Origin of the sequence: Gilliamella sp. (assembly GCF_024104075.1) — a bacterium.
GTDB lineage: Bacteria > Pseudomonadota > Gammaproteobacteria > Enterobacterales > Orbaceae > Gilliamella > Gilliamella bombi.
The window spans coordinates 69398-93392 of sequence record NZ_JAGGHR010000006.1; the positions used below are offsets into that span (position 1 = coordinate 69398).

Sequence of the window (23995 nt, forward strand, 5' to 3'; positions counted from 1 at the left end):
TAAGGCAAACATATGAAAACAGTATTATCAATTCAATCAAATGTTGTTTATGGTTATGCCGGTAACAAGGTATCGACATTAGCCATGCAGCTACAAGGCGTTGAAGTTATGCCGATCCATACCGTGCAATTATCCAGTAATACAGTTTATCCTCATTATGATGGCATAGTGCTTGGTGCTAAACAAATCACACGAATAGTTAATAGTCTAGAAAAAATTGGGGTTTTAAAGTCTATTGACGCCATTATTTCGGGCTATATTGGTCTTGCTGAACAAGGCGAAGAAATCTTAGAAGCAGTCAACAAAATTAAATACTATAATCCTAATGCTATCTATGTTTGTGATCCTGTTATGGGGGGCGATATTAATAAAGGTAGTTCACTGCCACAAGGTATTATTGATTTCTTCACTAAGCAAGCGGTTAAACAAGCCGACTATATCACACCAAATTTATTAGAATTACAAATACTTTCTGATATCGAAATTAAAACATTTAACGATGTACTAAATGCAATAAAAACACTACAAAAAAAGTCTATTAAAGCTATATTAGTAAAAAATTTGGTGCACGCTGGCAAAACAACCGACCTATTTGAAATGGTGTTAGCAACGCCAACCCAAAACTATCATCTTGCCCGCCCACTATATGACTTTCCACATCGTCCATTAGGTGTGGGTGATTTAATTTGTAGCTTGTTCACTGCGCATCTAATTAATGGACAATCCCAATTAATGGCATTTGAATTAGCCGCCAATGCCGCTAATCACGTGCTAGAGGTCACCAAACAAAAAGAGGCTCGAGAATTGGCAATTATTGATGCTCAAGCGTGGATTAAAAAGCCAGATTTGCGATATCGGGGGATGGAATTGATGTTATAAAAGAATATCATTTCTATGTTATTCTTCTAAACAATAAGTATTTTGTGCTAAAATTTTATATTAATATTTTGATTAAATAATAAATTCTAGCACAAAATATTTTCCTAATTATACTTTAAACGTAATCCAAGGTTTAAGTTTAACTATGGTTTGAATCAAATCGGCTTTTTGTTGCGCCTCAATTACTGGTGTAATTGGTTTGTATGCTATAGGCGCTTCTTCGCGTAGCCGCTCTTCTTTGAGAGTAATGCATTGCCATGGTAAGGTAGTCTTTTCAAACTCTACCTTTTTATTACGCATGTTTTGCCTTCTTTCTGCTCTTCCTGCACCATGTGAACAAGACCATAACCACTCTTCATTACCTTTACCAACTGCTACATAAGAGTGATCACCCATCGACCCAGGAATTAATGTTATTTGACCTGTATATGCAGGCGTAGCACCTTTACGATGAATATTCATGCCTTGCTCTGGTAAAATAATATTATGAGAAATATCAACCACTAATTGACTATCATCTTGATGAAAGATCGTTGATAACGATTTACGTATTAACTCGGTGATGACAATACGATTTATCCAAGCATATCGAGCAGCAACGCCCATTGCTTGTAAATAAGCTTTAGCGTCATTATCAGTCAAGCCAAACAATCCTGATTTAGGCTGTTTTTCATTAGCTGGCCATAGGGCTTTTGCTCTATCTTGCCAACGTTGACCAATATAAAATCCAACATCACGTGATCCAGTATGGATCATAACCACAATACTATTTTTTTGAAGACCTAATTGATAAGCTAAATGACGATCCATTATCTCATCAACAATTTGTAACTCAACAAAATGGTTACCAGAACCGACAGTACCTAAGCTAGCAGGACGGATAATATCTCGCTTTTCAAAAAAGGCTTCAGGCGCATATTTACTATCTGCCACAATTAAATGATTACCAGATATTTTATCAAGCTCTGCCCGTAACCGTTCATAATTAACCGAATTCCATAGCCCATGCTGAGGTAATTCAGATAACCATGCCGAAATATCTTGATCAAATAATGCTTGAAAAGATCGCGGCGTAACAGGAACATCACGTTCATCTTGCAATAATACGCGTTTTAATTGCGCAATAATTGAAGACTTTTGTTTACACACTTGCTCATAACTTAAGCCCGTTGTAAAAAGCCGCATACCACAATTAATATCAGTGCCAATTGCAGCTGGAATAATAAAATTCTGCGTGGTAGCAACAATACTACCTACTGGTGCAATAGTACCCGGATGAAAATCGGGTGTTGCACGCGCAGTACAAACTTTACCTAAACTATTAGGTATTTTAACTGAAGCAAAATTTAATAGTTGTTCTACGGCTTTTTCCTCTAATGGTAAAGGATTAGGCAATAATACCTGAGCAGTAGTATTTTCTTTATTAAAAGTATAAATATCATTATTAAAATGACTTTCAATCCCAAGGCGGGACAAACGTTTTTGTAAACGAGTAAATGTAGACATAATAGCCACCTAGAAAACAATAAAATAGTGTCTCCTCATATTGAGAAGATAATTACTGTTTTCCTGCAGCAGCACTATTCAGGAAAGCGGGCACATTCTATACAAAAAATCTTTATCTGTAAAGATATTGAGATTTGATAAACCATATATTAATATTATGGATTACATATCAGTATTAAATCAAAACATAAAATTTAAAAGAGAAAATAAAGAATTATTATGGGTATGGGGATACAAAAAGTTATGCTAACACCATGCAAATCAGAAAAAGAATTGTTAGAGCACTTTGGTTGTTATGGATTTGAAAAACAGCTCAATTTTTATGAAATAATTGGCGATAGCAATTGGCAAATAGATATCAATCAAGGTGTTATCTATTTTGGTGATAATATAACCTTTTCTATTCAATTATTAGGTACTTTTTCTTTATCTTCTGAAACATGGCTTTGGTCTTGGAATAACGAAGCATCGCAGTTACCCACATCGGTTATTGAACAAGCGTTGAGTTTAAAAAGCTATGGTGAAGAAAATGATATTAATTTATTCACTTCTGCTCAATTTGACACTACACAAGAAGATTTATACAAAATAGGGGTAATTGCTACAGGAATGTTTAATACCGATGGATATTATCTGGCTGATTTTGGGCAAGGAATAGCATTGGTAACCATAAAAAAAGATCATATTAACTCAAAAAATAATAACCAGAATAAAATCTCTAAAATTTTTCCAAAATTTATAACAAATCTGTTTGGGAGTTCTTCATCTGAAAGTGATAACCATGAGCAGAAAAATAATCAAACCCAAATTTTTGAAATATTTTCTCAATTTATTTCAAACTTTGATGTGGATCATTACCAGGCACTTAAGTACTATCTAATTGCTAAAGATTATCAAGTCAAACAAAGCGATTTGACAGCTCAAACAGAGCTTGTTGCAATAAAAGGTGAGCAAAGAGTAGTTGCTAAATTTGATGAACAATCTCGTTTAATTAGTTTAAATGTATAAATACAGTTGTCAGTAAAAATCTTTTCATTTATGGAATAGATTTTACCAATACATTGATTAAGCTTTATTAACCATATCCCAACTTAAACCAAACTTTGCCAAATATTTTTTTAATCGATCAGCATCATTGCTACGTTGTTTTTTTATGCGAGACACAGCGAACAATTTTCTGCCAGCTTCAGATAAACAGCTACTTTTTTGGCAGATTTCAATCACCTTTTCCAATTGGAAGCGATCAAATTCATCTATTTCTAATGGAATTAAAGAGTCATCTGATTTGTGTTTCCCCCAGTTTTGTTTTAAGCGTAGAATCTCTTTTTCTACTTGTTCCAACGTAATATTAGCTTGTGGTGCTAACGTTGCCATTCGAATAATCGAGCTATTTAATTCACGAAAGTTACCCTGCCATAAGGCTTCCTGAGAGGTAGCAAAAGCTAAATAAGCACGTCTTGATTGTTGATTGAAACGTGGCATAATGCCGTATTCTTTAGCATAACGCGCCAATTCATAATCAATATTCGGTTCGATATCTTCTTTTCGTTCGGCTAAACTCGGCAGTTGATAACTCCACAAATTGATTCTGGCAAACAGATCTTCACGAAATTCACCATTCTCAATCGCCAATTTAAGATCTTTATTAGTCCCAGCAATTAATTGAAAATCACTCTGAATCGGTTTATCACTACCAAATGGATAAAATTGTTTCTCTTCGATCGCTTTTAATAACATTGCTTGTTCATCAAGCCCAAGTTCACCAATTTCATCTAAAAATAATAATCCCCCATCAGCATTTTTAAGTAAACCGGTACGAGCGAGATTTGCACCCGTAAATGCTCCTTTCACATGGCCAAATAAGGTTGACATTGCACTATCACCTCGTAAGGTGGCGCAGTTAATTTCGACAAATTGACCGTTAATTTGATGATTAGTGTGTTTTAGCAAATAAATTTGTTTAGCTAAAAATGATTTACCTGCACCAGTTGGCCCACACAATAAAATAGGGGCATGCGATCGGCTAGCAACCTGTTCTATTTCAGCAATTAATTGATTAAATTGTTGGTTACGAGTAGCGATACCTGACTTTAACAGATCTGTTGCTTGAATGGCATATTGTTGAAAACGGGTTAAGATTTTATCATAACGATGCAAATTCAAATCGATGATATTCATATTACCGTAAGGTACTTGCGCAATAAGATCTGCTTCCTCTAAGTTATAATTTTTTTCTATTATCTCCTTTTTGGATGGTGGAGACATTTGTAATAATTTAGCTGGATAATAGCGCGATTCTGCTAGTAAAAACCAACAAATCTGTGCGACATGCGTACCTGTTGTGATATGCAAATAATACTCTTCTTGTTCTGAATTAAATGAGTAGTTTTTCGAAATATCAAAAAGGCAGGTATAAACTTGTTCAAAATCCCATGGATCATCTATATTTACTGCGATTGGCCTTACTTCGGTTTGTGGTGATAAAATTTTAATATCTTTAACAACTTCGCAAAGCAGATGATAATCGTTTTGATAATAGAGTAATTCAAATCGAGTTAATGGTAGATCAGATTGATGACATAAATCGATAGTCGGTCGCCATTGCAACCATCGTCGTTTACCTTTACCACGTTGATCCAATACATTTCCTAAAAAACCAAACACTACATTCTTTTTCATTTTTATAAAAATTTATAAATTAATAGATAAAATTATAAAAAACAATCTTATTTAAATCTATCTAATTTTTAGATTGATCTGTTTTAAATTTATTTTTTTGTTTTAAATCAAATTGATATTAATTGTTTTTATCTTTTTTTAATTTTTGGCACACTTTTAGCAAATTATAATAATGAATAAGAAAAAAGGTTTTATCGCCCAAGAGAAAAGGGATAACATCCCAAAATAAAACTGAACTTGTAAACTTAGTAACTTAACGTTACATAAAATTTAGATGGAATTAAAAATGAGTCAATATAACTTATTACAAACAGATAACGCAAAACCAATAAAAATGTGGACAAAAGGCGTGCCTGTTGAAGAAGAAGCCAAAGCACAATTAACCAAAACGGCACAATTACCGTTTATTTTTAAACATATCGCCGTAATGCCTGATGTACACGTAGGTAAAGGATCGACTATCGGTAGTGTGATCCCAACCATAGGCGCAATTATACCTGCAACTGTAGGAGTGGATATTGGCTGTGGCATGATTGCTGTGCAAACGTCTTTAATAGCGAGTGATTTGCCCGATAATTTATTACCGTTACGGCATGAAATTGAAAAAGCGGTACCACATGGTCGATCGCCTCATAACCGTCGACAAGATATTGGTAGCTGGAAAAATCCACCATCACTAATCGATAGTTATTGGCAACAGCTATTACCCGGTTTTGAAAAATTAACTGAAAAATACCCACGTTTTTTAAATACTAATAACTACCGACATTTAGGAACACTCGGCACTGGCAACCATTTTATCGAAATTTGTTTGGACGAAGCCGATCGAGTTTGGATAATGCTGCATAGTGGATCACGTGGTGTAGGTAATGCTATTGGTAGCTTTTTTATAGAAATGGCTAAAAAAGATATGGAAGCCCATATCAAAAATCTACCTGATAAAGATTTAGCTTATTTACAAGAAGGCACTGAACACTTTCAAGATTATGTTGATGCTGTGCATTGGGCGCAAGAATTTGCAAGACTCAACCGTGAAGCAATGATGAATAATGTTATTTTAGCAATGCGTAAAGTCATTACTAAACCATTTACCACCCACATGTCGGCAGTAAATTGTCACCATAACTATGTACAAAAAGAGCAACATTTTGGTAAAGAAATTTTTATTACGCGTAAAGGTGCGGTATCGGCTCGTAAAGGTGAGCTAGGGATTATTCCAGGCTCAATGGGTGCAAAAAGCTATATTGTGCGAGGACTTGGTAATGAAGAAAGTTTCTGTTCATGCTCGCATGGTGCAGGGCGAGTTATGAGCCGAACAGAAGCCAAAAAGAAATTTACCATTGAAGACCAAATTAAAGCAACAGCACATGTTGAATGCCGAAAAGATACCAACGTGATTGATGAAATCCCAATGGCATACAAAGATATTGATGCGGTAATGACAGCCCAAAATGAATTGGTCGAAATTGTCCATCAATTACGACAAGTTGTGTGTGTGAAAGGGTAAAAAATATTGAGGAGCAATCCTCAATATTGGTGGAAATAAAAATATTAAAAACCTTAATTATATCAATGATAAATCTAAAATAATGCATTACTATCATGATTATTCAATTTGATTTAAATAACTAATTAATCATTCTAACAATAAAATATTTAAAGGATTAACGATGAAAGAAACTACTCAAAATTCAACGACAGAACCCTCAAATATGGCGACGACTCAACCATTTCCAATGGTATGGGATAACAATAAAATCAGTATTTATCAATTTTTACTGCCTTATCAACATGCAGAAAAACTGCCTGAAATAGCCCAAACACTTCCTGATGAATCATCTGATGATACAAAATTAAAATGGGCAGCAGGGGCGATGGATGGGGTTAGCAATCATCATGGCGCATCATCGGAACACACATGTGTTGAAGAAATTTTAACGTTACTAATCACAATATCAACACAACCCAATAAACACGATATCGAAAAACTTTACACCTTAATAAATACGGAAGGTACTTTAAGTTTTATTGATGATTTAAGTGATGCAATACCAAAAATTGACATTGATTTTGATAAGTTATATGAATTTACCTATTGGTTAGCAACAAATAGCCCTGATCGTGAAATCATTAAGTTTAGTATTGCTGTATTAGGATGTTTTACTACCGAACAAACTGACTTATTTTTATTATTAGGCATGCATGAAGAGTTTACCTTATATTCAGCAGTTGCATTACAAAACACCTTATCATCACCCGAACAAGTCGAAAATGCCTTAGTTACTTTAGCTAAAAAAGTGGATGGTTGGGGTAGGATCCATATTGTTGAACGATTAGTTGGATATCAATTATCATCAACTACTAAAGATTGGTTATTAAGAGCGGGTTATCAAAATAGCGTTATGAACGAATATCTTGCTTATACTTGCGCAACCACAGGTGAATTAAATCAGGTTTTAGAACAAGATTATGTTGATTTACCTTTATTAGAATCTGCGGGTGAAATTTTAGAGGCACTCATCATGGGCGGACCAGCCGAAGATATGCATTGTTATGAGGAAGGTGCTATTGTTTGTTTAAATTATTTAAAACATTTACTAAAACTACCCTCATTAGCTGAACTCCCCCCTTTACGAACAGTACTGACTATACGTGATTTTGTTAGCAACCAGCTTAATGAAAGCTATCCTAATTGGAATGAAAAAATAAAAAATGCAATTATTGAAAAAGCAAATAAGTTTATCCATCAAGATAAATGGTTAGCATTAATTGAACATGATTTAATGACTGATGATAGCAGTAAATTTTACCTAGCTGCTGATCTTTACACGCAATTTGGATTTGATGCATGGGATGCGCGTTTTGCATATCAAAAAAATCATCAGGGTGAACAGTGGTATTATTTAATGCAAGCCGATGATATACAAAGAGTACAACAAGTTATACAGTTAGCTAGGCAACAATATGACTTTACAAAAATCGCAACTGGGCCAGCGCTAGAATCTGCATTTGGCATCAAATATAAAGCACACCGTGCATTGGATGCTATTTTACAAGAGCTCAATCGATTTCCGGGTATGGGTGAAGATCTTATATTAATTGGTCTAAACAGCCCAGTAATACGCAACCGAAACATGGCATTAAATGCCATTGAAGCTTGGGATCGACAATGTTGGACAGATAAAATAACGCTTGCCCTGCAAGAACTTATTGCAAATGAACCTAATGATGAAATTAAAAAAAGGTTAGTAACGCTACTTGCTTCGCACAATAGTTAAATGTAACTATTCCTTAAAATAGTACAGCCCAAAAGTAGAAAATTTTCTATGATAAAACTAAAAGAGGATTTGAATCTGAAAATTAGAAAAGCGTTTACCAACAGGAAAAATCACATGATATAACCATTAAATTTAAAACACTAAAACAGATAGCATAATTTTCTACTTGAGTTGTGTACTAACTATGGGGTATTTACATTTTTCAAAGTATAAAATAGTTGAGCGATTTTCTGGCTGATTTAGGCAATTAATTATTGCTTCAAAGTAAGCTTACTTGATATTTTTTGTATCCCACCAATAGAATAATGGCAGCATAATAAAATTGCCGGATATATTATAAAATTAAGGGTTATCATTGATGTGACACCTAACATCTCCATAATAAAATTTAGATTAAAAATCAATTTATTAGTATCTTCCACAATTAACATAAATAAAATTGGAGACATTAAGGTAATGATAAAACCAATTGGCACTGCGCAAATCACTAAAACTATCGGTTGTTTTATTTTATTTAAAAGAAAGATTGAAATCAGAATAAAACAGAAATAACACAAACCATAACATATCAAATAATATAATTCTGGTGTGCGATGTTTTGCGATAATCATTCGATAACACCATTGGTAACTTAGATAGGCACCTATAAAGTTAAACAATACGATAATTAATAAATTAATTATTTTCATTAGTTTGCCCTTTTTTATCTTCAATCTCTTTTACCGCTTCTTTCAAAGAGCTAGGTAACCGATAAAGTTCTTGTAGACCATATTCATGCAAAATGTGTACCTAGCTGTGTGAAATTGTCCATCCTTGTAGTAAATAAATTAGCTTCGACATCTTGCTGACTATTTTTTCTACTTTATTGGTTAAATTGTTATATATGTCATTTTTACACCAACAAAAATAGGACTTTTGGTTGCCACTTACGCATAATGATGCCTCTGTTTCTTATTTAAATATGTGCTTGATTATATTGCATTAATTAACCAAATAGCAACTCTATTTTATTGATCTGATGGAGGATAAAAGATATGTGACATTGGCTAACTATTGTCAAGTAAAGCGATATCAACGTTACCGTCAAACATGGTTAGACATTCACACAGGTGACACGTTTTTACCTGCAGGCAAATCGCATTTTAGATCTAAATCATCATGCTCAATGATTTGTTAATGGTAATAGGCAAAAGACTTTAAATGCGTTAAAAATTCAGATATAAAGTAAAATAAATAACCTAAAGGAATAGTTGCAATGCAAAACCGCATAAAACAAAAGTTAGCAGAATTAGCACAACAACATAATATCCATATACTTTACGCTTGCGAGTCAGGCAGTCGGGCGTGGGGGTTTCCATCGCCGAATAGTGATTATGATGTGCGTTTTATTTATATGCATCGTTTTGAGAAATACTTAGCCATTGATAACCCTGCTTCACATTTAACTTTTCCTATTGATGATGAGCTGGATTTGCATGGTTGGGATTTAAAAAAAACTTTACAATTGATCCGCAAATCAAATACTACCCCGTTTGAATGGTTGCAATCACCCATTATTTATCAACAAAATGCACCAATTGCTAACCAATTATGGCAACTTTGTGCTGATTTTTTTAATGCTCGTGGCAATATTCATCACTATTTAGGGATTGCTAAAAGCGCCTTACAAAGCAGTGAAGGGCAGCAGATCGGTATCAAAAAACTGTTTTATGTATTAAGACCTTTATTAAGTGCCAAATGGTGTTTAGAAAAACAGCAAATCGCCCCCATGGCCATTACGCCATTATTGACACTATTACCTGATGATTTAAGCCAACAAATCAATGATATTATTGCCTTAAAAGCAACCATGACTGAATCAACACCTATCACTATCGATCCAAAAATCTTATTGTTTATTGAACAATCCATGATTGAGATTAAAGAAAGTTTACAGGCTATAGACGAACAACATTTTAAGGCTGATAAGTTAGATTATTTTTTTATACAAACATTAATGAGCTTAAAATAAGACAAGGAAAACTAAATGACAATCGACGATTTAAAAGCACAAAACTTAATCTTATTTGAAGTGATCAGCGGTAGCCGTGCATTTGGTTTGGCTACTGAAACATCAGATACCGATATTAAAGGAGTTTTTTATCTACCTAAAAATAAGTTTTATGGATTGGATTATATTCCACAAATTAATAATGAAACTAATGATATTGTTTATTATGAATTAGGACGATTTGTGGAACTGTTACTGAAAAACAACCCGAATATTTTAGAAGTGTTAGCCTCGGATCCAAGCTGTATTGTTTATCAGCATCCAATCATGCAGCAGTTAACCCTTGATCTATTTTTATCCCAACAAACTAAACAAACCTTTGCTCACTATGCTATGTCACAAATTAAAAAAGCTAAAGGATTGAATAAAAAAATCAATAATCCCATTGAGGTAAAACGTAAAACGGTTCTTGATTTTTGTTATATTATTCAAGGGCAGCATGCTTATCCCCTCACTAATTGGTTAAGTGAAAAGCGTTTTGAGCAACATTTATGTGGTTTGGTGAATATTCCACATAGTCGAGATTTATATGCACTTTTTTATGATGCCTCGGGGGATTGTGGCTATCATGGCATTATTCAAAATGATGATTCGACCGAACTTTGCTTGTCGTCGGTGAAAGTAGGCACCACAGTAAATGCTTACTTAAGTTTTAATCGTGATGGTTTTTCATCGCATTGTCGTGATTATAAGGCTTACTGGCAATGGGTTGAAAAGCGAAATGAGCAGCGTTATCAAAGTAATATTAAAAGTGGTAATGATTTTGATGCTAAAAATATGATGCATACTATTCGTTTATTGCAAGTGGCGCATGAAATAATGACTAAAGGCACCATTACCAATAAATGCGCTAATCGTGATGAACTGCTTGCCATTAAAAATGGTCAATTAAGCTATGATGAGATTATGAATATCGCAGAAACATTGTTAAGCAAAATTGAAACCGCATCAATCACTTCAATGTTGCCAGAAACACCTAATTTTACTAAAGCAATTGCACTGTTAGTAAAAATGCGTGAATTATTATATAACCACTAATGATATCGCAAAACAATAACAGTTCATGATTGAATTATAAAAATAATTCAATTAGTTATTTACAATACATGTCATTATGTTAATTTATTTCACTTCCTTGTGATACTCTAATTTAAGTATGAAATTATTTTAATTTAGATTTTTTGGTTTCTTTTCTTTCTTTTAGCTCTTTTAATTCAAATTCCCAAACCTGCCAAAAATCCATATTTGTTGGTTCCAAAACATTCATTTCGTGATTAAATTTTACAATATCACTAAATTCATTAACACAATACATATCAGCATCATTAATAATTTTCAAGATTGGGATTGCTTTAAGCCCTGTTTCCTGCATAAATTGATGGCCAATAAAATCAAGCCTCATCCAATCAGCACTTAATTTAGAGGCTGTATAAGTATGAAAACCATATAAAAATGTCCAAAAAGGTCCCACTGCCATTGCTTGAGGACGACGCCAAATCTCCTCTTTTACTTCAATATAAATACCTCTATGGGGAATAGCATCACAATCTTCACCAAGTAAATGAGCAACATATTCATCAGGAAATTTAATTGCCAAACTATTTTCAATATTGCGAATATCTTGCAATACTATTTTATCTTCAGCCATTGGAAAAACACTATAATCTCTATCTAAATACTGATTCATTAATAAAATCGTTTTGTCTTCCATCCTCATTCCTCTTTAATTTTTTATTTACCCATTTTTTAAGCAAAATATTATAACTTTTAGGCTATTTTTTAAAAGATATTTTAATTAAATCGATCAACTGGTTGGCTTTAAAATGGGACAATTATCGTACATTAAAATGGACAACCTTTTTATAGATTGCCCATATCGCTTGCTTAATCCGCCTGTTGCAACCAATATATGGTCTCATAAGGTTTTAATCTTATTTCAGAGCCTAGCCGATGGTTATCTTGATAATTGCTAAATAATCGTTGCCAATTCAAGAGTTGTAACGAATTAGGTAATGACCATGTCAGTGTTTTATCGGTCAGATTTGCTATCATCAGTAATTTTTGATTATGCCACCGTCTGATATAGCACCAATAATCAGCAATATCTGGCGTTAAATCTTGATAATCACCAAAAATAAAAATCGGGTATGTTTTGCGTAATTTAATTAAGGTTTGATAGCAATAAAATATCGAATCAGGATCATCAAGTGCCGCTTTGACATTAATTTGTGGATAATTGTTTGCCACCTCAATCCAAGGCTTACCTTTAGTAAAGCCAGCATTGGCTGAATTATCCCATTGCATTGGTGTTCGGCTATTGTCTCTGGATTTGCTAGCAAGGATTGCTAAAATTTCCGCTTTAGGTATACCATCAGCTATTTTTTCTTGATAAATGTTAAGACTTTCAACATCTTTATATTGTGAAATATCAGTAAAATGAGGATTAGTCATACCGATTTCTTCACCTTGATAAAGATAAGGTGTGCCTTGTAAACCATACAGCAGCATGGCTAACATTTTGGCAGATTGTTTGTGATATTGGTTTTCATCACCAAGGCGTGAGACGATACGAGGTTGATCATGATTACACCAAAAAATTGCATTCCAAGCCTTATCTTGCATGCCTGTTTGCCAATAGCCAAGGATTTTTTTGAGTTCAAGTAAATCAGGTTTAGCCAGCGTCCATTTATCACCGTTTGGATAATCGATTTTTAGATGATGAAAGTTAAACGTCATGGTCAATTCTTTACCATCTAAGCTAGCATATTTTTGGCAGTTTTCTAATGTGGTGGATGACATTTCGCCAACTGTTTTAAGTTGGTTGGGTTGAAAAACATCACGACTGATCTCTTGTAAAAATTCATGAATTTTTGGACCATCGGTATAAAATCGACGACCATCGCCATTTTCATCATCCAGAAAATCTTGCTGTTTTGAAACTAAATTAATCACATCAAGCCTTAATGCATCAACGCCTTTATCAGCCCAAAATTGACATACTTTTTTGATTTCTTGACGAACAGTTGGATTTTCCCAATTAAGATCGGCTTGCTGTTTAGCAAATAAGTGCAAATAATACTGTTTTGATTGTTCATGCCATTGCCATGCTTTACCGCCAAATTTTGACCGCCAATTGTTAGGCTCTGAGCCATCGGCTTTAGCGTCTTTCCAAATATAAAATGAGCGATAAGGACTTGACTTATCTAAGGCTGATTTAAACCATGGGTGCTGTGTTGAAGTATGATTAAACACCATATCCATCATAATGCGAATACCACGCTCGTGCGCTTGTTTAACCAGTAGTTCGAAATCAGCCATTGAGCCATAGCTCGGATCTATATCATAATAATCCGACACATCATAACCGTTATCAATTTGTGGGGATGGATAAATCGGCGTTAACCAAATAGCACTAACCCCTAAATTTTCAAGATAGTCTAATCGGCTAATAATACCTAATAAATCACCCGTCGAACCAGCGCCACTAGCTTGGAAACTTTTTGGATAGATCTGGTAAATAGTACCATTTTGCCACCAAGGGATATCGATTTTATTCATTGCTTGCTCTTTATTATTTATTTTTCATAAATTAACCGCTCAATAACAAGAACGGTTAATGGTTATTAGCTCGTGTTTAACGAATATCTAACGTACCTTTTTTAAGTTTAATTTTATAAACGATCGAAGTTAAAACAATCGGAACCACAATTGCCACAATCATCGCCAAAGCATAAATCGACCAATATATCGGCTTTATCGATAAAATACCCGGCAAACCGCCAACCCCAATACCATTAGATAACACACCAAATAAACCACAAATTAACCCGGCTAAAGCTGAACCAACCATGGCGCACAGCATCGGGAATTTATAGCGCAAATTAATACCATACATAGCAGGCTCGGTTACCCCAAGATAACCTGATATGGCAGCAGGAACCGACACTTCACGCTCATTATGTTTTTTACTAACTAAAATAATACCCACAACAGCCGAAGCTTGAGCAATATTAGATAAAGCAATAATTGGCCAAATCGGCGTACCGCCCATGCTTTCAGTCATTTGTAAGTCAATTGCAAGGGTTGTATGGTGAATACCAGTAATAACCAATGGTGAATAAAAGAAACCAAAAACAGCAGCGCCAATAAAGGCATAATCACCAGTCATTAAATATTTAACAATAAAAGCAATACCATTACCTAACATTCTTCCAATTGGACCTAAAAGGAAATGTGCTAAAAACACAGAAACAAGAAGCGCAACAATCGGCACAATCACTAGATTCAAGTAATCAGGTACAATTTTGCGTAATCGTGTTTCGATCCAACCCAACGCTAAACCTGCAAAAATAGACGGAATCACCTGCGCTTGATAGCCGACTTTTTCGATACTAAACCAACCAAAATCCCAAACATCAGGTATTTTACTGCCAAGGTCATAAGCGTTCATCAATTGTGGTGAAACCAAAGTGATGCCTAAAACAATACCTAAAATTGGCGATCCTCCCATCTTTTTCACGGTAGACCAACAAATGGCAACGGGTAAAAAGTGGAAAATCGCCTCGCAAGGTAACCAAAGTATACTGTAAATTGGCGCTAGCCAATGATAGGTTTGTATCAGCGGCTTATCATCAATAGTTGGCATTTCACCAATAATATTACGTAACCCAAGTAATAAACCACCAGCGATTAAAGCTGGTAATAATGGCACAAAAATTTCCGCTAAGTTAGAAATAAACCTTTCAAAAAAAGACATATTCTTTTTTGCTGCAACTTTAGTTTGCTCTTTGCTTGCTTCATCTAAATTTAATTGCTGGATCAATGCTTTGTAATAACTATCAACATTGGTACCAATGATAACTTGAAACTGTCCAGCATTATTAAAACAACCTTTCACAAAAGGCAGTTCTTCTATAGCTTGGACATCAGCTAGCTTAGGATCAACTAAGGCAAACCTCAATCTTGTTAAACAGTGAGTGACACTGGCAATATTTTCTTTCCCACCAATCAACTCGATCAATTGCATTATCGATTGGCTAGTTAATTGGAAATTTTTAGCCATAAAAGGTCTCCTTTAAATTAGAATTAGCCTTTTTATTTCACTAATAATCTGGCTATTTTGAATATAGATTAAGCATAGATTGAATTGATAAATTAATAAATGGGAACGTTCCCTTTTTTGTGATTAATATCACAAATTAGAGCAAAATAAGCACAAATTAAATAAAAATAACTACTGGTTAGCTTATTAAATGGCAAGGAATGGTGATACTTTTCAGTTCAAACTGATTTTGTAACATATTAAGTAACTCTTGAGCCGCACAACTACCTGCTTGATCAAAACCGAGTTCAACTGCACAAGTCTTAGGAAAAAGAAAACTCAGTAGCTCACTATTACCAATGCTAGCTACGGTAATATGTTCAAGCTGTTTTTCGTGTAAATACTTATTTAATCCTAATGCAATACCATCAGTTGCACAAACGATAGCCGATGGATTTTTAGTTAACACCAACTGGGCAAGATCATAACCTGAACGATAACTTAATTGACCTAAAACCGCATTGGGGCTAAGTTGATATTGCTGGCAAAAATCCAAATAGGCTTGATAACGCAATGCGCCAGTAGTTTGGTCTTGTTGCTCAATACCGATATAACCAATATTTTGATGTTGTTGCGATTGATATAAATGAGCAAGCAATAATCTAACTGCACCAATATCATCATAACAAATACAAGTATGATCTTGGAATTTTCTTGCGATTACTACACTACTATTTTGCCAGGTGGATAATAATGACTGCTCTAGTCCAGTAAATGCAAAGATAACTACTCCATCAGCTTGTTTACCTTTAAGCATGGATAAATATTCTTTGACTTTGGCTGTACTAAATTGGCTTTCCATAATGATAGGATCATAACCATGCCGATAAAAAATAGGCAACATACTTTGAACAGCTTGATTTTCAGAAAGAGAATCAAGGCGAGTTACAATAATCCCAACCACTTTATTCCCATAACCACGCATCGCTCTTGCCGATTTAGACGGCGTAAAGTGATACTGTTCAATGATTGCCAAAACTTTATTACGCGTAGCTTCTTTAACCATAGGATCATGATTAATCACTCGAGACACGGTAGATTTACTTACCGAACAAAGCTTTGCAATATCTTTAATGGTTAAGTTGTTTGAAGATATACTCATAATAATTTAGCCAACAAAAATCAATAAAATCATACTAATCTATTTTATAAAAAATAGCGATTTCAGATTGTTTATATTGGTTTGGTAAATTGTTTTTTGCTAAACAGTAGTTAGCATTAAACTCAGGTAGAAAATGATAAAATTTGAATTAGCACGAGCCAAAACTATTTATTAACGCCAATAAACTATTTTTAATAGTGTTATTATCTTGCGTTAAATCAATAGTACAAAATGATAATTTATGTCCTTGAATAGTCATATTTTCATTAACCGTCACGCCGACAGCTGGGTATAGTAACATGCCAGAGGCACAAACGGATAAAGGATCGCTATCTTTTTCCTGACTTCTTAAATAAGCATACAACTGATAAATATGATGACTACTAAACGAGTTATCTCTAAACCATGATTTTTTTAAAATTGAGGTACATTTAGTATCAATAATTAAACGTTGTGTATGACTGCGATTTTCAAAGATTAAATCGGTTTTCATAGTTGGCAAATAGGTGGTGATATTATCGGTCGCATTGCTATATTGCCAATTTAATTTTTTACCGGCATAAATGGTCCATTGCTGAGGATCTAAATTTACACGGTAAAAGCCAACTATTGCTTTTTCAAATAATTTCCATAACCAATCATCGGTTTTTTTTAGTTGTTCAATGGTATGTAATCCTTGGAATTGAGTGGGAATTGACAAGCTAAAAATCAGTTTTGCTAATGAAATTAAACTATTATCTTTAAGATTTGCATGGTTAAAACGCTCCTTTTCATAGCAATAATGCGTTGTTTGACCAATATTTAACGTAGTAAATTGATGAATGATTTTTCTACATTGTTCAATTAAGCTCGCATCTTTCAATTGTTTAACTAATAGATGAGCCGCAGCATGAATATAGCGATTTTTAGGGGTATCAATCGTTAAATCATCATATCGACATTGAATTTTACCCTTTGCCAATAATTGCTTACGCTGAGTGGTTAAAACATCTATTTTTCCTCTGACACGATTAAGCACTTTTGTTGTGAGCTGATAATCTGCGACAAGATGATGTATTAACCATTTATTTACTGCCTGACAATATAGTTTGGCAGCGAGCGTTATTAATTCCTCTGGATTATTTTCTAGTTCTATCCTCTGCTTTTTCCCTACAGTTTTATAATAATCAGAAGCATAGAGCAAAAGTAGCCATATGTTTCTAATTGGTATTTTGGCAACGGTAGTATTGGTTAATAGCGGATGATTATTTATCGTGGTCATTATTGTGCATTACCTAATAATATAATCATCGCATTACTCAATTTTTCAGGCTCGCCAAACCAATACTCTTCTAATAGAGGCTTGATTTCTGAACGAACAATATGCTTAAACCAATCTTGCGCAGTCATTTTTTGGTTAGAACAGGTAAAATAGCTATGCCCAATGGTAAATGCCTTGCCGAGTGTACTATCTTTACTAATATATTCATTTAATGCCTCTATACAGTGCTTTATATCTTGTAATTGTTGTGGTGAAAAGTCGTTTTTTTCTTGCATATAGTTGAGCCAATTCTCACCAAAATGAGGACTTAAATGATAAAAGGCAAAACGACGACGTAAAGCAAAATCGAGCATCGCTAACGAACGATCGGCAATATTCATAGTACCGATAACATAAAGATTGGCAGGAATAAATACGCCTTTTTCATTTTGGTGTTGGTATGTTAATTCTAATGCCTCATTTGGATTTCGTTTATCAGCTTCAAGTAGCGTTAACATTTCACCAAAAATTTGTGCTGGATTGCCACGATTAATTTCTTCAATCACAATCACATAATTTGATTGAGAATCATTCCTTGCTTGATTAATTATCTCTAAAAAAGGTCCATCAATCAGTGCTAATTTACCATCACTGGTTGGTCGATAGCCGCGGATAAAATCCTCGTAAGACATATTAGGATGAAACTGAATGGCTTTGATATTATTTGAATCTTTATAGCCGACAATAATATTAGCTAAACGTTTAGCTAACCAAGTTTTACCTGTCCCAGGAGGACCTTGTAAAATAAGGTTTTTTTTCAACTTTAAGCTATTTAATATGGCTTGCAAGTGTTGTTTATCAACAAAACAACCTTCATTGATTAGATGTTCTTCGGTATAAGGTTGTTTTATGATTAAGGGGTCAGTCATATCTTGGTTATCATAATTTTCTTTTTCATTTAGCGTGTCAATATCCAGTAATTTATATTTTCCACCACCCAAAAATAATAAAATATTATTATTTCTTAACTCTTGAAATCTATTATCAATAGTTGATTCAATAGTATTATTGTTAGGAAATAATAGCTGAAGATTCTCTTTATAATGCTCAAGAAATTCTGACCGAGTAAATATATTACTATTTTTCTGATAACATAATTGTTTAATGCGTTGTAATACAATATCTAGCCAAGAATCATTAATCGGTTCGTTAATATCGTTGGCATTAGTACTACTATTGTTACTTAAATTATTATCCCCGTAACGAGATTTCCAATATGGAGCATTGCGAAAAGCATCAATATCTTGTGGCTGATCATAAAATGCAAAATTAATTAATTGTTTATTCCACTGATTATTCGCTCTAATCCGCCAAATAACCGTTCGGTTAGTGTAAAAATACCACTTTTTGCTCAAATTAGTTTGTTGCCAATCAACTTCTAACAACTTTCCATCACCATGATTTTTAGTTACAATGCCAATCGCTTTAATTTCCATAACAGAAACAAACTTACCTTTATTATCAAAAGGTAAATGATGTTTTTGGGTATAAGCTGATTTGATGGCAATTTGATCACCAACAGCAATTGAACGCACGACATCTAAATATTTCTTATCGTAACCATTTTCCCAAATGCCAGAATTAATGAAGCGATCGGTTTGATCTTTATTTCCAGTATAGTTAGCACCTAAAAACCAATATGTTTTTATTCCGTCCAATTGCTTTCCTTTCTAATCATATTATTTATTTTTATGTGTATTTTAAACTAATTTATTGTTAACCAAAAATAGAATATTGTTAATTATTTGCCAACTATTTTTATAAAGCTATTTATGTTTTTACTTTGCATAATCAAATAGTTAAATAATAAAAAAAGAAGATAATTTTTACTAAAGCCATTAATGACTTAAAAGTGTTGTGCATGCATATCGGATTGAATTTTTTATGTAATTAATCTAGTTACTAGGCAAAAGAAATTGGTTAAATTAGGCTATAAAATTATGCATCCTAATCCATAGTCGATCACTAAATTGGTATAAGATGTAATATCAATCATTTAATCACTGAGATTAAAATAACTTTATTTAACTAAATTTTGATAAGCGCTATTCGATAAAATCATTTTTTGCAATAATATAAAATAATTGAAATGATGATTTTAAAAGGAAAAAAATAAAGGTGTCATACAAATTTTTATGCAGTTCACTGCTCATTTTGGGTTTCTCAGGATATGCATTAGCGACCGAAACAAATAATACAATTGAAGCACAATTTAAAGCGGCTTTATTATGCAAGGTTGCTCCAATTGATGGTCGTGATGCAAAAGTGGTTAAACAACTTAACCAACAAAACATTACCATAAAAAACTTAGAAGATGATGGGCTGATTAATTTAGAGTATCACTTTGCCAAACCGCTGGAAATAATGAATACGACTGTATCGCAAATTAAATACCAAGGCGATAGCGGTTCATATTTTTATGCTGTTGCCAAAGGTGATATAGATACATTTGCCAAAGCAATGGGGGCAATCCCAATCCCTGCCCATTTAAAAGAAGAAATGTCTTGGGGTGATATAGGACAATATTATCAATATACAGCCCCAATCACAGAAGAAAATCATTTTCCTAGTATCATTCTTATCGGTCGTGACAAAAATGCCAACTCAGATGAGTTTTATTTTGGCTGCGAAGAATTTGATAGTTAATTATGATTGATTGACGGATGAGGAAAAGGTGACTCATCCGCTTTTAATTTGTAGGCCTTTCCCCACTCTAACATGGCATCATGCACCTGTTTTAGACTTTGTCCAACCTCGGTTAATGTATATTCAACTCTGGGGGGAACCTCGGCATACACTTTGCGGGTTAATAACCCATTTTTTTCCATAGCTCGCAGGTGCTGAGTTAAAACTTTTTGTGATATACCAGTCAGCGATTTTTTTAGTTCACCAAAGCGCTTGGTTCCCGTAAGCAGGTCTCTCACAATTAAGACTTTCCACTTATCACCCATTAACATTAATGTTATTTCAACAGGGCAAATAGGCAAATCATTATTTAATTTAATCATTAATCCTTAAAATTCAACAATAGTTTCAAAAAAGTTACTATAGCACTATTTGGTACCTACTTTACAGTAGAAACGTTAAAGACTAATCTAAAACCATTCTTATATCATGTTAATCCTTAAACGATTAAAAGGAGTAAAGTATGAAAATAGCAGTCATTGGTGCGAGTGGTAAAACAGGGCAACTTTTAGTCAAAGAGGCGATTTCACGAGGGCATGATGTTACCGCAATAGTGCGCAAAGCGAGTCAACCGCTCGATCCCAAAGCAAATGTGCTAATTAAAGATCTGTTCGAATTAACCTATACTGATTTAAAACCCTTTGATGTGATTATCGATGCATTTGGTACTTGGGCACTGGAATCACTGCCATTGCATCAAACCAGTTTAAAACATTTAACGGATATATTAAGTGGTAAAACAAATCGCCTATTAGTGGTTGGGGGAGCAGGCAGTTTATATGTTAATCCACAGCATTCACTACGTTTGGTTGATACACCTGATTTTCCTGAGGCATTTAAACCATTAGCCACCAATATGGCCAAAGCACTTGATGCGCTTAGAACGTGCGATGATGTGCAATGGACTTATTTAAGCCCAGCCATTGAGTTTAATGCTGATGGGGAAAGAACTGGGCATTATATCTTGGGCGGTGAAGAGGTGTTATTTAACAGCCAAGGAAAAAGCCAAATCAGTTATGCCGATTATGCCATTGCCATGATTGATGAAGCAGAAAAAGCCAAGCATATTAAACAACGTTTTACTGTGGCTACTGAGTGATATTTTTAAAATTCAGTTGCTAAGCGTTTCAAAACAGAAATAAACGTTTATTTTTTATAACAATTAACAAAATATCCCAACAAAAATATTCAACGCTTATTATTTTAGTGGTTGGATTTGGCTTGGGATATTTTTAACAAAAAGCTAATCTATGTTAGCGCCATAAACAAAAAAGTTGATAAAAAGATTGATAGTTTTGTCAAAAAGTTTCAGGTAACTATGTGTTTCAGTATAAAAATAGATGATTAATAGTTATTTAGAATTACGCTTTTAATGCCTTCCTTACTTGCATTAAAACTTCACCAAGTAAATTTTTGCCTCGCCATTTAGCCATATTAAATCTCATTTCGTCATCAATACTTAAACCAATTCCCCAAATCTTGTCATAAGGGCTTGCTTCTGCTAATACTTTATCTTTGGTTGATAATAGATATTTTTTAAGCTCATCATTTTGAGAAAATTTTGCATAATTACCCTCAAAAACAATCTCTTTTTTATGCTTATTCCATATATTTTCATCAAAATTACGCACAGTTTGCCCCAGCTTTTTTTGCATTTTAGATGACGGAATAGATAGAATAGCATTGGCACTCTCTATATCTTTAAATAACAACGCTTTAGAATACATCATCCATTGTTCTGCACTAGTAAATGCTATTTCATTAATAACAAAATGACAAGGATACCACTGAGATAGATAATGATCAGGACTAAAAAAGAAAATCATTTTCTTCTTTCCGACTTGTTTCATCTATTTAAATTGCTCCTTTTGTAGAATAAATAAACTTACAGCTAAGAAACCTCTGGATTGTTTACACTTCATAATTAAAATAACTCTTTAAAAATTCATGATGCGTTTTAACCATATTATAAAAGTTAATAAATCGCCTAAAATTTTATTCTCTATATGGTGAATCTGCAAATATTTGCTGATTCAGAATATATCCCTTTATAAATCCATACTAAATTTGTATATTTGCCCATTAAAGGTGATAATTAATTTTGTCACAAAATTTTATAATAAACCGACTCATTGTATTTTTCTAGTTTTTGGCATAGTCCATTTTTCTAAAGCTTGTTGTATTGCTAACTAAATATTTTTTTTAACTGAATTATTAAGGCAGTTGACTTTTGTTGTTTATATATTAAACAACAATACATTGGTAGCCACATAAGTATAAATACCAGCAATAACATAATGTTATCCTTGCGAAAGCTCGAAACAAATCGGTAGACCACCATTATCAAAAGCAAAGTGGATTTTAGCTGAGTTGCCCCATAGCTTTTTCCTATCTGATGTGAATGCTAAGTTGCTACATCTAAGCTACGTTGATGCGCTCGCACATTTGGTCGAGTTTTTTTATGTGTTTGATTATTGGTTTTATGTTGAATCCTAATAATTGATTTATCACATAAAACGATTGGTTGTATGTCTTTAAAAAAGTCCTTCTCTCAAAAAATGAATCGGGTTGTCACTTAATGCTAATTTTTGTTTAATTTCCATTGCATGACTCCTCTTTGTTTATTTGCTTGTCCTTGTGCCCCCGCCAGCCACGCTTTCAGCGTTGGTGGCGGGGGGGCGCGATTGTGGCTTTACCGCAACTGCTCAACCCTAAAGGGTTTGCTCCAAACTTATACTGGGGCTTTATTCTTTTTTATATTGTTCTTTCAGACACCATAACCACCTTCCGCGCCATAAGGATTAATTTGGTATGTCCACACTTTTTAGTACCAAAAAGATAAGGTCATCGATTTCTTTTGTATTCAATCGGCGACTGGTAATTTAATGTTGAATGAAGTCGATTATAATTAAACCAATCCACATAGTGATTAAATTCCAATTTAAGTTGCGCCAGTGAATCAAAAATAGTATTTGACACAAATTCTGTTTTCACTGCTTTGAATGTGCTTTCTGCAATTGCGTTATCATAGGGGCAGCCTTTGCGACTTAACGACCGTTTAATTCCAAATGTTGTTAAACATTCATCAATTAAATGATTATCAAACTCTTTTCCTCTATCAGAATGAAACAACTCAATCGTCTGTAAGTTCATTGGAATTTGACTCATAGCTTGCATGACCAGTGCCGCTGTTTTATGCCTGCCAGCACTTCGCCCTACTATTTCTCGATTACTGATATCAACAATTACACAAAGGTAGTGCCAACGTTGTTTAACTCTTACATAGGTTAAATCGGTCACCAATATCTTTCGTGGTTGACCTATATCAAATTCTCGATTCAGTTCATTCCCCCACCGGTGATTCATTGCTTTTTTCTGTATGAATACAATATTTTTTACAGGTGTATTTCGAAAC

Annotated in this window: 20 protein-coding genes and 1 pseudogene; 9 read left to right on the forward strand and 12 right to left on the reverse strand. The window is 33.8% G+C overall.

Annotated elements, in window-relative coordinates:
* The first annotated feature begins 12 nt into the window (after window positions 1–12).
* Window positions 13–879 (forward strand): pyridoxal kinase PdxY, encoded by an 867-nt coding sequence (gene pdxY / locus J6569_RS03275; RefSeq protein ID WP_296317575.1) that lies wholly within the window; start codon window positions 13–15, stop codon window positions 877–879.
* A 108-nt stretch (window positions 880–987) separates the two neighbouring features.
* On the opposite strand, the gene J6569_RS03280 is transcribed toward pdxY, so the two are convergent.
* Window positions 988–2385, reverse strand: a complete 1398-nt coding sequence (locus tag J6569_RS03280; protein ID WP_085165860.1) for an RtcB family protein — start codon at window positions 2383–2385, stop codon at window positions 988–990.
* A 225-nt stretch (window positions 2386–2610) separates the two neighbouring features.
* On the opposite strand from J6569_RS03280, the gene J6569_RS03285 reads away from it, so the two are divergent.
* Window positions 2611–3393, forward strand: coding sequence for a DUF6882 domain-containing protein (locus tag J6569_RS03285; protein ID WP_296317577.1), 783 nt, complete (start codon window positions 2611–2613; stop codon window positions 3391–3393).
* Window positions 3394–3450: 57 nt separating this feature from the next.
* Here the strand turns inward: J6569_RS03285 and rtcR are convergent, their stop codons facing one another.
* Entirely contained in the window at window positions 3451–5064 is a 1614-nt protein-coding gene (gene rtcR, locus J6569_RS03290) for an RNA repair transcriptional activator RtcR (RefSeq protein WP_296317579.1), read from the reverse strand.
* A gap of 286 nt (window positions 5065–5350) precedes the next feature.
* Here rtcR and J6569_RS03295 point away from each other — a divergent pair, with 286 nt between their 5' ends.
* The 5 genes from J6569_RS03295 (at window position 5351) to J6569_RS03315 (ending at window position 11430) form a co-directional block, all read left to right on the forward strand.
* Window positions 5351–6571: an RtcB family protein gene (locus tag J6569_RS03295; protein ID WP_296317581.1), complete on the forward strand. Its 1221-nt coding sequence runs from the start codon at window positions 5351–5353 to the stop codon at window positions 6569–6571.
* 163 nt (window positions 6572–6734) lie between these two features.
* Window positions 6735–8342: a hypothetical protein gene (locus tag J6569_RS03300; RefSeq protein ID WP_296317582.1), complete on the forward strand. Its 1608-nt coding sequence runs from the start codon at window positions 6735–6737 to the stop codon at window positions 8340–8342.
* A 1036-nt stretch (window positions 8343–9378) separates the two neighbouring features.
* Complete coding sequence (locus J6569_RS03305; RefSeq protein WP_296317585.1) at window positions 9379–9519, forward strand: hypothetical protein; 141 nt, start codon at window positions 9379–9381, stop codon at window positions 9517–9519.
* A 78-nt stretch (window positions 9520–9597) separates the two neighbouring features.
* Window positions 9598–10353 (forward strand): nucleotidyltransferase domain-containing protein, encoded by a 756-nt coding sequence (locus J6569_RS03310; RefSeq protein ID WP_296317587.1) that lies wholly within the window; start codon window positions 9598–9600, stop codon window positions 10351–10353.
* A 15-nt stretch (window positions 10354–10368) separates the two neighbouring features.
* A complete protein-coding gene (locus J6569_RS03315) occupies window positions 10369–11430 on the forward strand; it encodes a nucleotidyltransferase domain-containing protein (protein ID WP_296317589.1) in 1062 nt (353 codons plus the stop codon).
* Window positions 11431–11554: 124 nt separating this feature from the next.
* Here the strand turns inward: J6569_RS03315 and J6569_RS03320 are convergent, their stop codons facing one another.
* The 6 genes from J6569_RS03320 to J6569_RS03345 form a co-directional block, all read right to left on the reverse strand.
* Window positions 11555–12103, reverse strand: coding sequence for a hypothetical protein (locus J6569_RS03320; protein WP_085165868.1), 549 nt, complete (start codon window positions 12101–12103; stop codon window positions 11555–11557).
* A 173-nt stretch (window positions 12104–12276) separates the two neighbouring features.
* Complete coding sequence (gene treC / locus J6569_RS03325) at window positions 12277–13950, reverse strand: alpha,alpha-phosphotrehalase (protein WP_296300559.1); 1674 nt, start codon at window positions 13948–13950, stop codon at window positions 12277–12279.
* Between the two features lie 76 nt (window positions 13951–14026).
* A complete protein-coding gene (gene treB / locus J6569_RS03330; protein ID WP_296300558.1) occupies window positions 14027–15454 on the reverse strand; it encodes a PTS trehalose transporter subunit IIBC in 1428 nt (475 codons plus the stop codon).
* Between the two features lie 178 nt (window positions 15455–15632).
* Window positions 15633–16595: a trehalose operon repressor TreR gene (gene treR, locus J6569_RS03335; protein WP_296317592.1), complete on the reverse strand. Its 963-nt coding sequence runs from the start codon at window positions 16593–16595 to the stop codon at window positions 15633–15635.
* 148 nt (window positions 16596–16743) lie between these two features.
* Window positions 16744–17856 (reverse strand): 5-methylcytosine-specific restriction endonuclease system specificity protein McrC, encoded by a 1113-nt coding sequence (locus J6569_RS03340; RefSeq protein ID WP_296317593.1) that lies wholly within the window; start codon window positions 17854–17856, stop codon window positions 16744–16746.
* On the reverse strand, window positions 17856–19553 hold the full coding sequence (locus J6569_RS03345) for an AAA family ATPase (RefSeq protein ID WP_296317594.1): 1698 nt from the start codon (window positions 19551–19553) through the stop codon (window positions 17856–17858). The genes J6569_RS03340 and J6569_RS03345 overlap by 1 nt, the downstream gene beginning before the upstream one ends.
* A 460-nt stretch (window positions 19554–20013) precedes the next feature.
* Here J6569_RS03345 and J6569_RS03350 point away from each other — a divergent pair, with 460 nt between their 5' ends.
* Complete coding sequence (locus J6569_RS03350; protein WP_143422114.1) at window positions 20014–20541, forward strand: hypothetical protein; 528 nt, start codon at window positions 20014–20016, stop codon at window positions 20539–20541.
* Here the strand turns inward: J6569_RS03350 and J6569_RS03355 are convergent.
* On the reverse strand, window positions 20538–20903 hold the full coding sequence (locus tag J6569_RS03355) for a helix-turn-helix domain-containing protein (RefSeq protein WP_091348146.1): 366 nt from the start codon (window positions 20901–20903) through the stop codon (window positions 20538–20540). The two genes, J6569_RS03350 and J6569_RS03355, sit on opposite strands and share 4 nt — an antisense overlap.
* Window positions 20904–21043: 140 nt before the next feature.
* Between J6569_RS03355 and J6569_RS03360 the strand changes: the two genes are divergently transcribed.
* A complete protein-coding gene (locus J6569_RS03360) occupies window positions 21044–21679 on the forward strand; it encodes an NAD(P)-dependent oxidoreductase (protein WP_296317595.1) in 636 nt (211 codons plus the stop codon).
* A 262-nt stretch (window positions 21680–21941) separates the two neighbouring features.
* Here the strand turns inward: J6569_RS03360 and J6569_RS03365 are convergent, their stop codons facing one another.
* The 3 genes and pseudogenes from J6569_RS03365 to J6569_RS03375 form a co-directional block, all read right to left on the reverse strand.
* On the reverse strand, window positions 21942–22430 hold the full coding sequence (locus tag J6569_RS03365) for an NADAR family protein (RefSeq protein ID WP_296317597.1): 489 nt from the start codon (window positions 22428–22430) through the stop codon (window positions 21942–21944).
* Window positions 22431–22883: 453 nt separating this feature from the next.
* Window positions 22884–23023, reverse strand: a pseudogene (locus J6569_RS03370) (IS5/IS1182 family transposase); the annotation flags it as partial.
* 401 nt (window positions 23024–23424) lie between these two features.
* Window positions 23425–23995, reverse strand: a 571-nt coding sequence (locus J6569_RS03375; protein ID WP_296317599.1) for an IS3 family transposase, incomplete at its 5' end; no start/stop codon positions are given.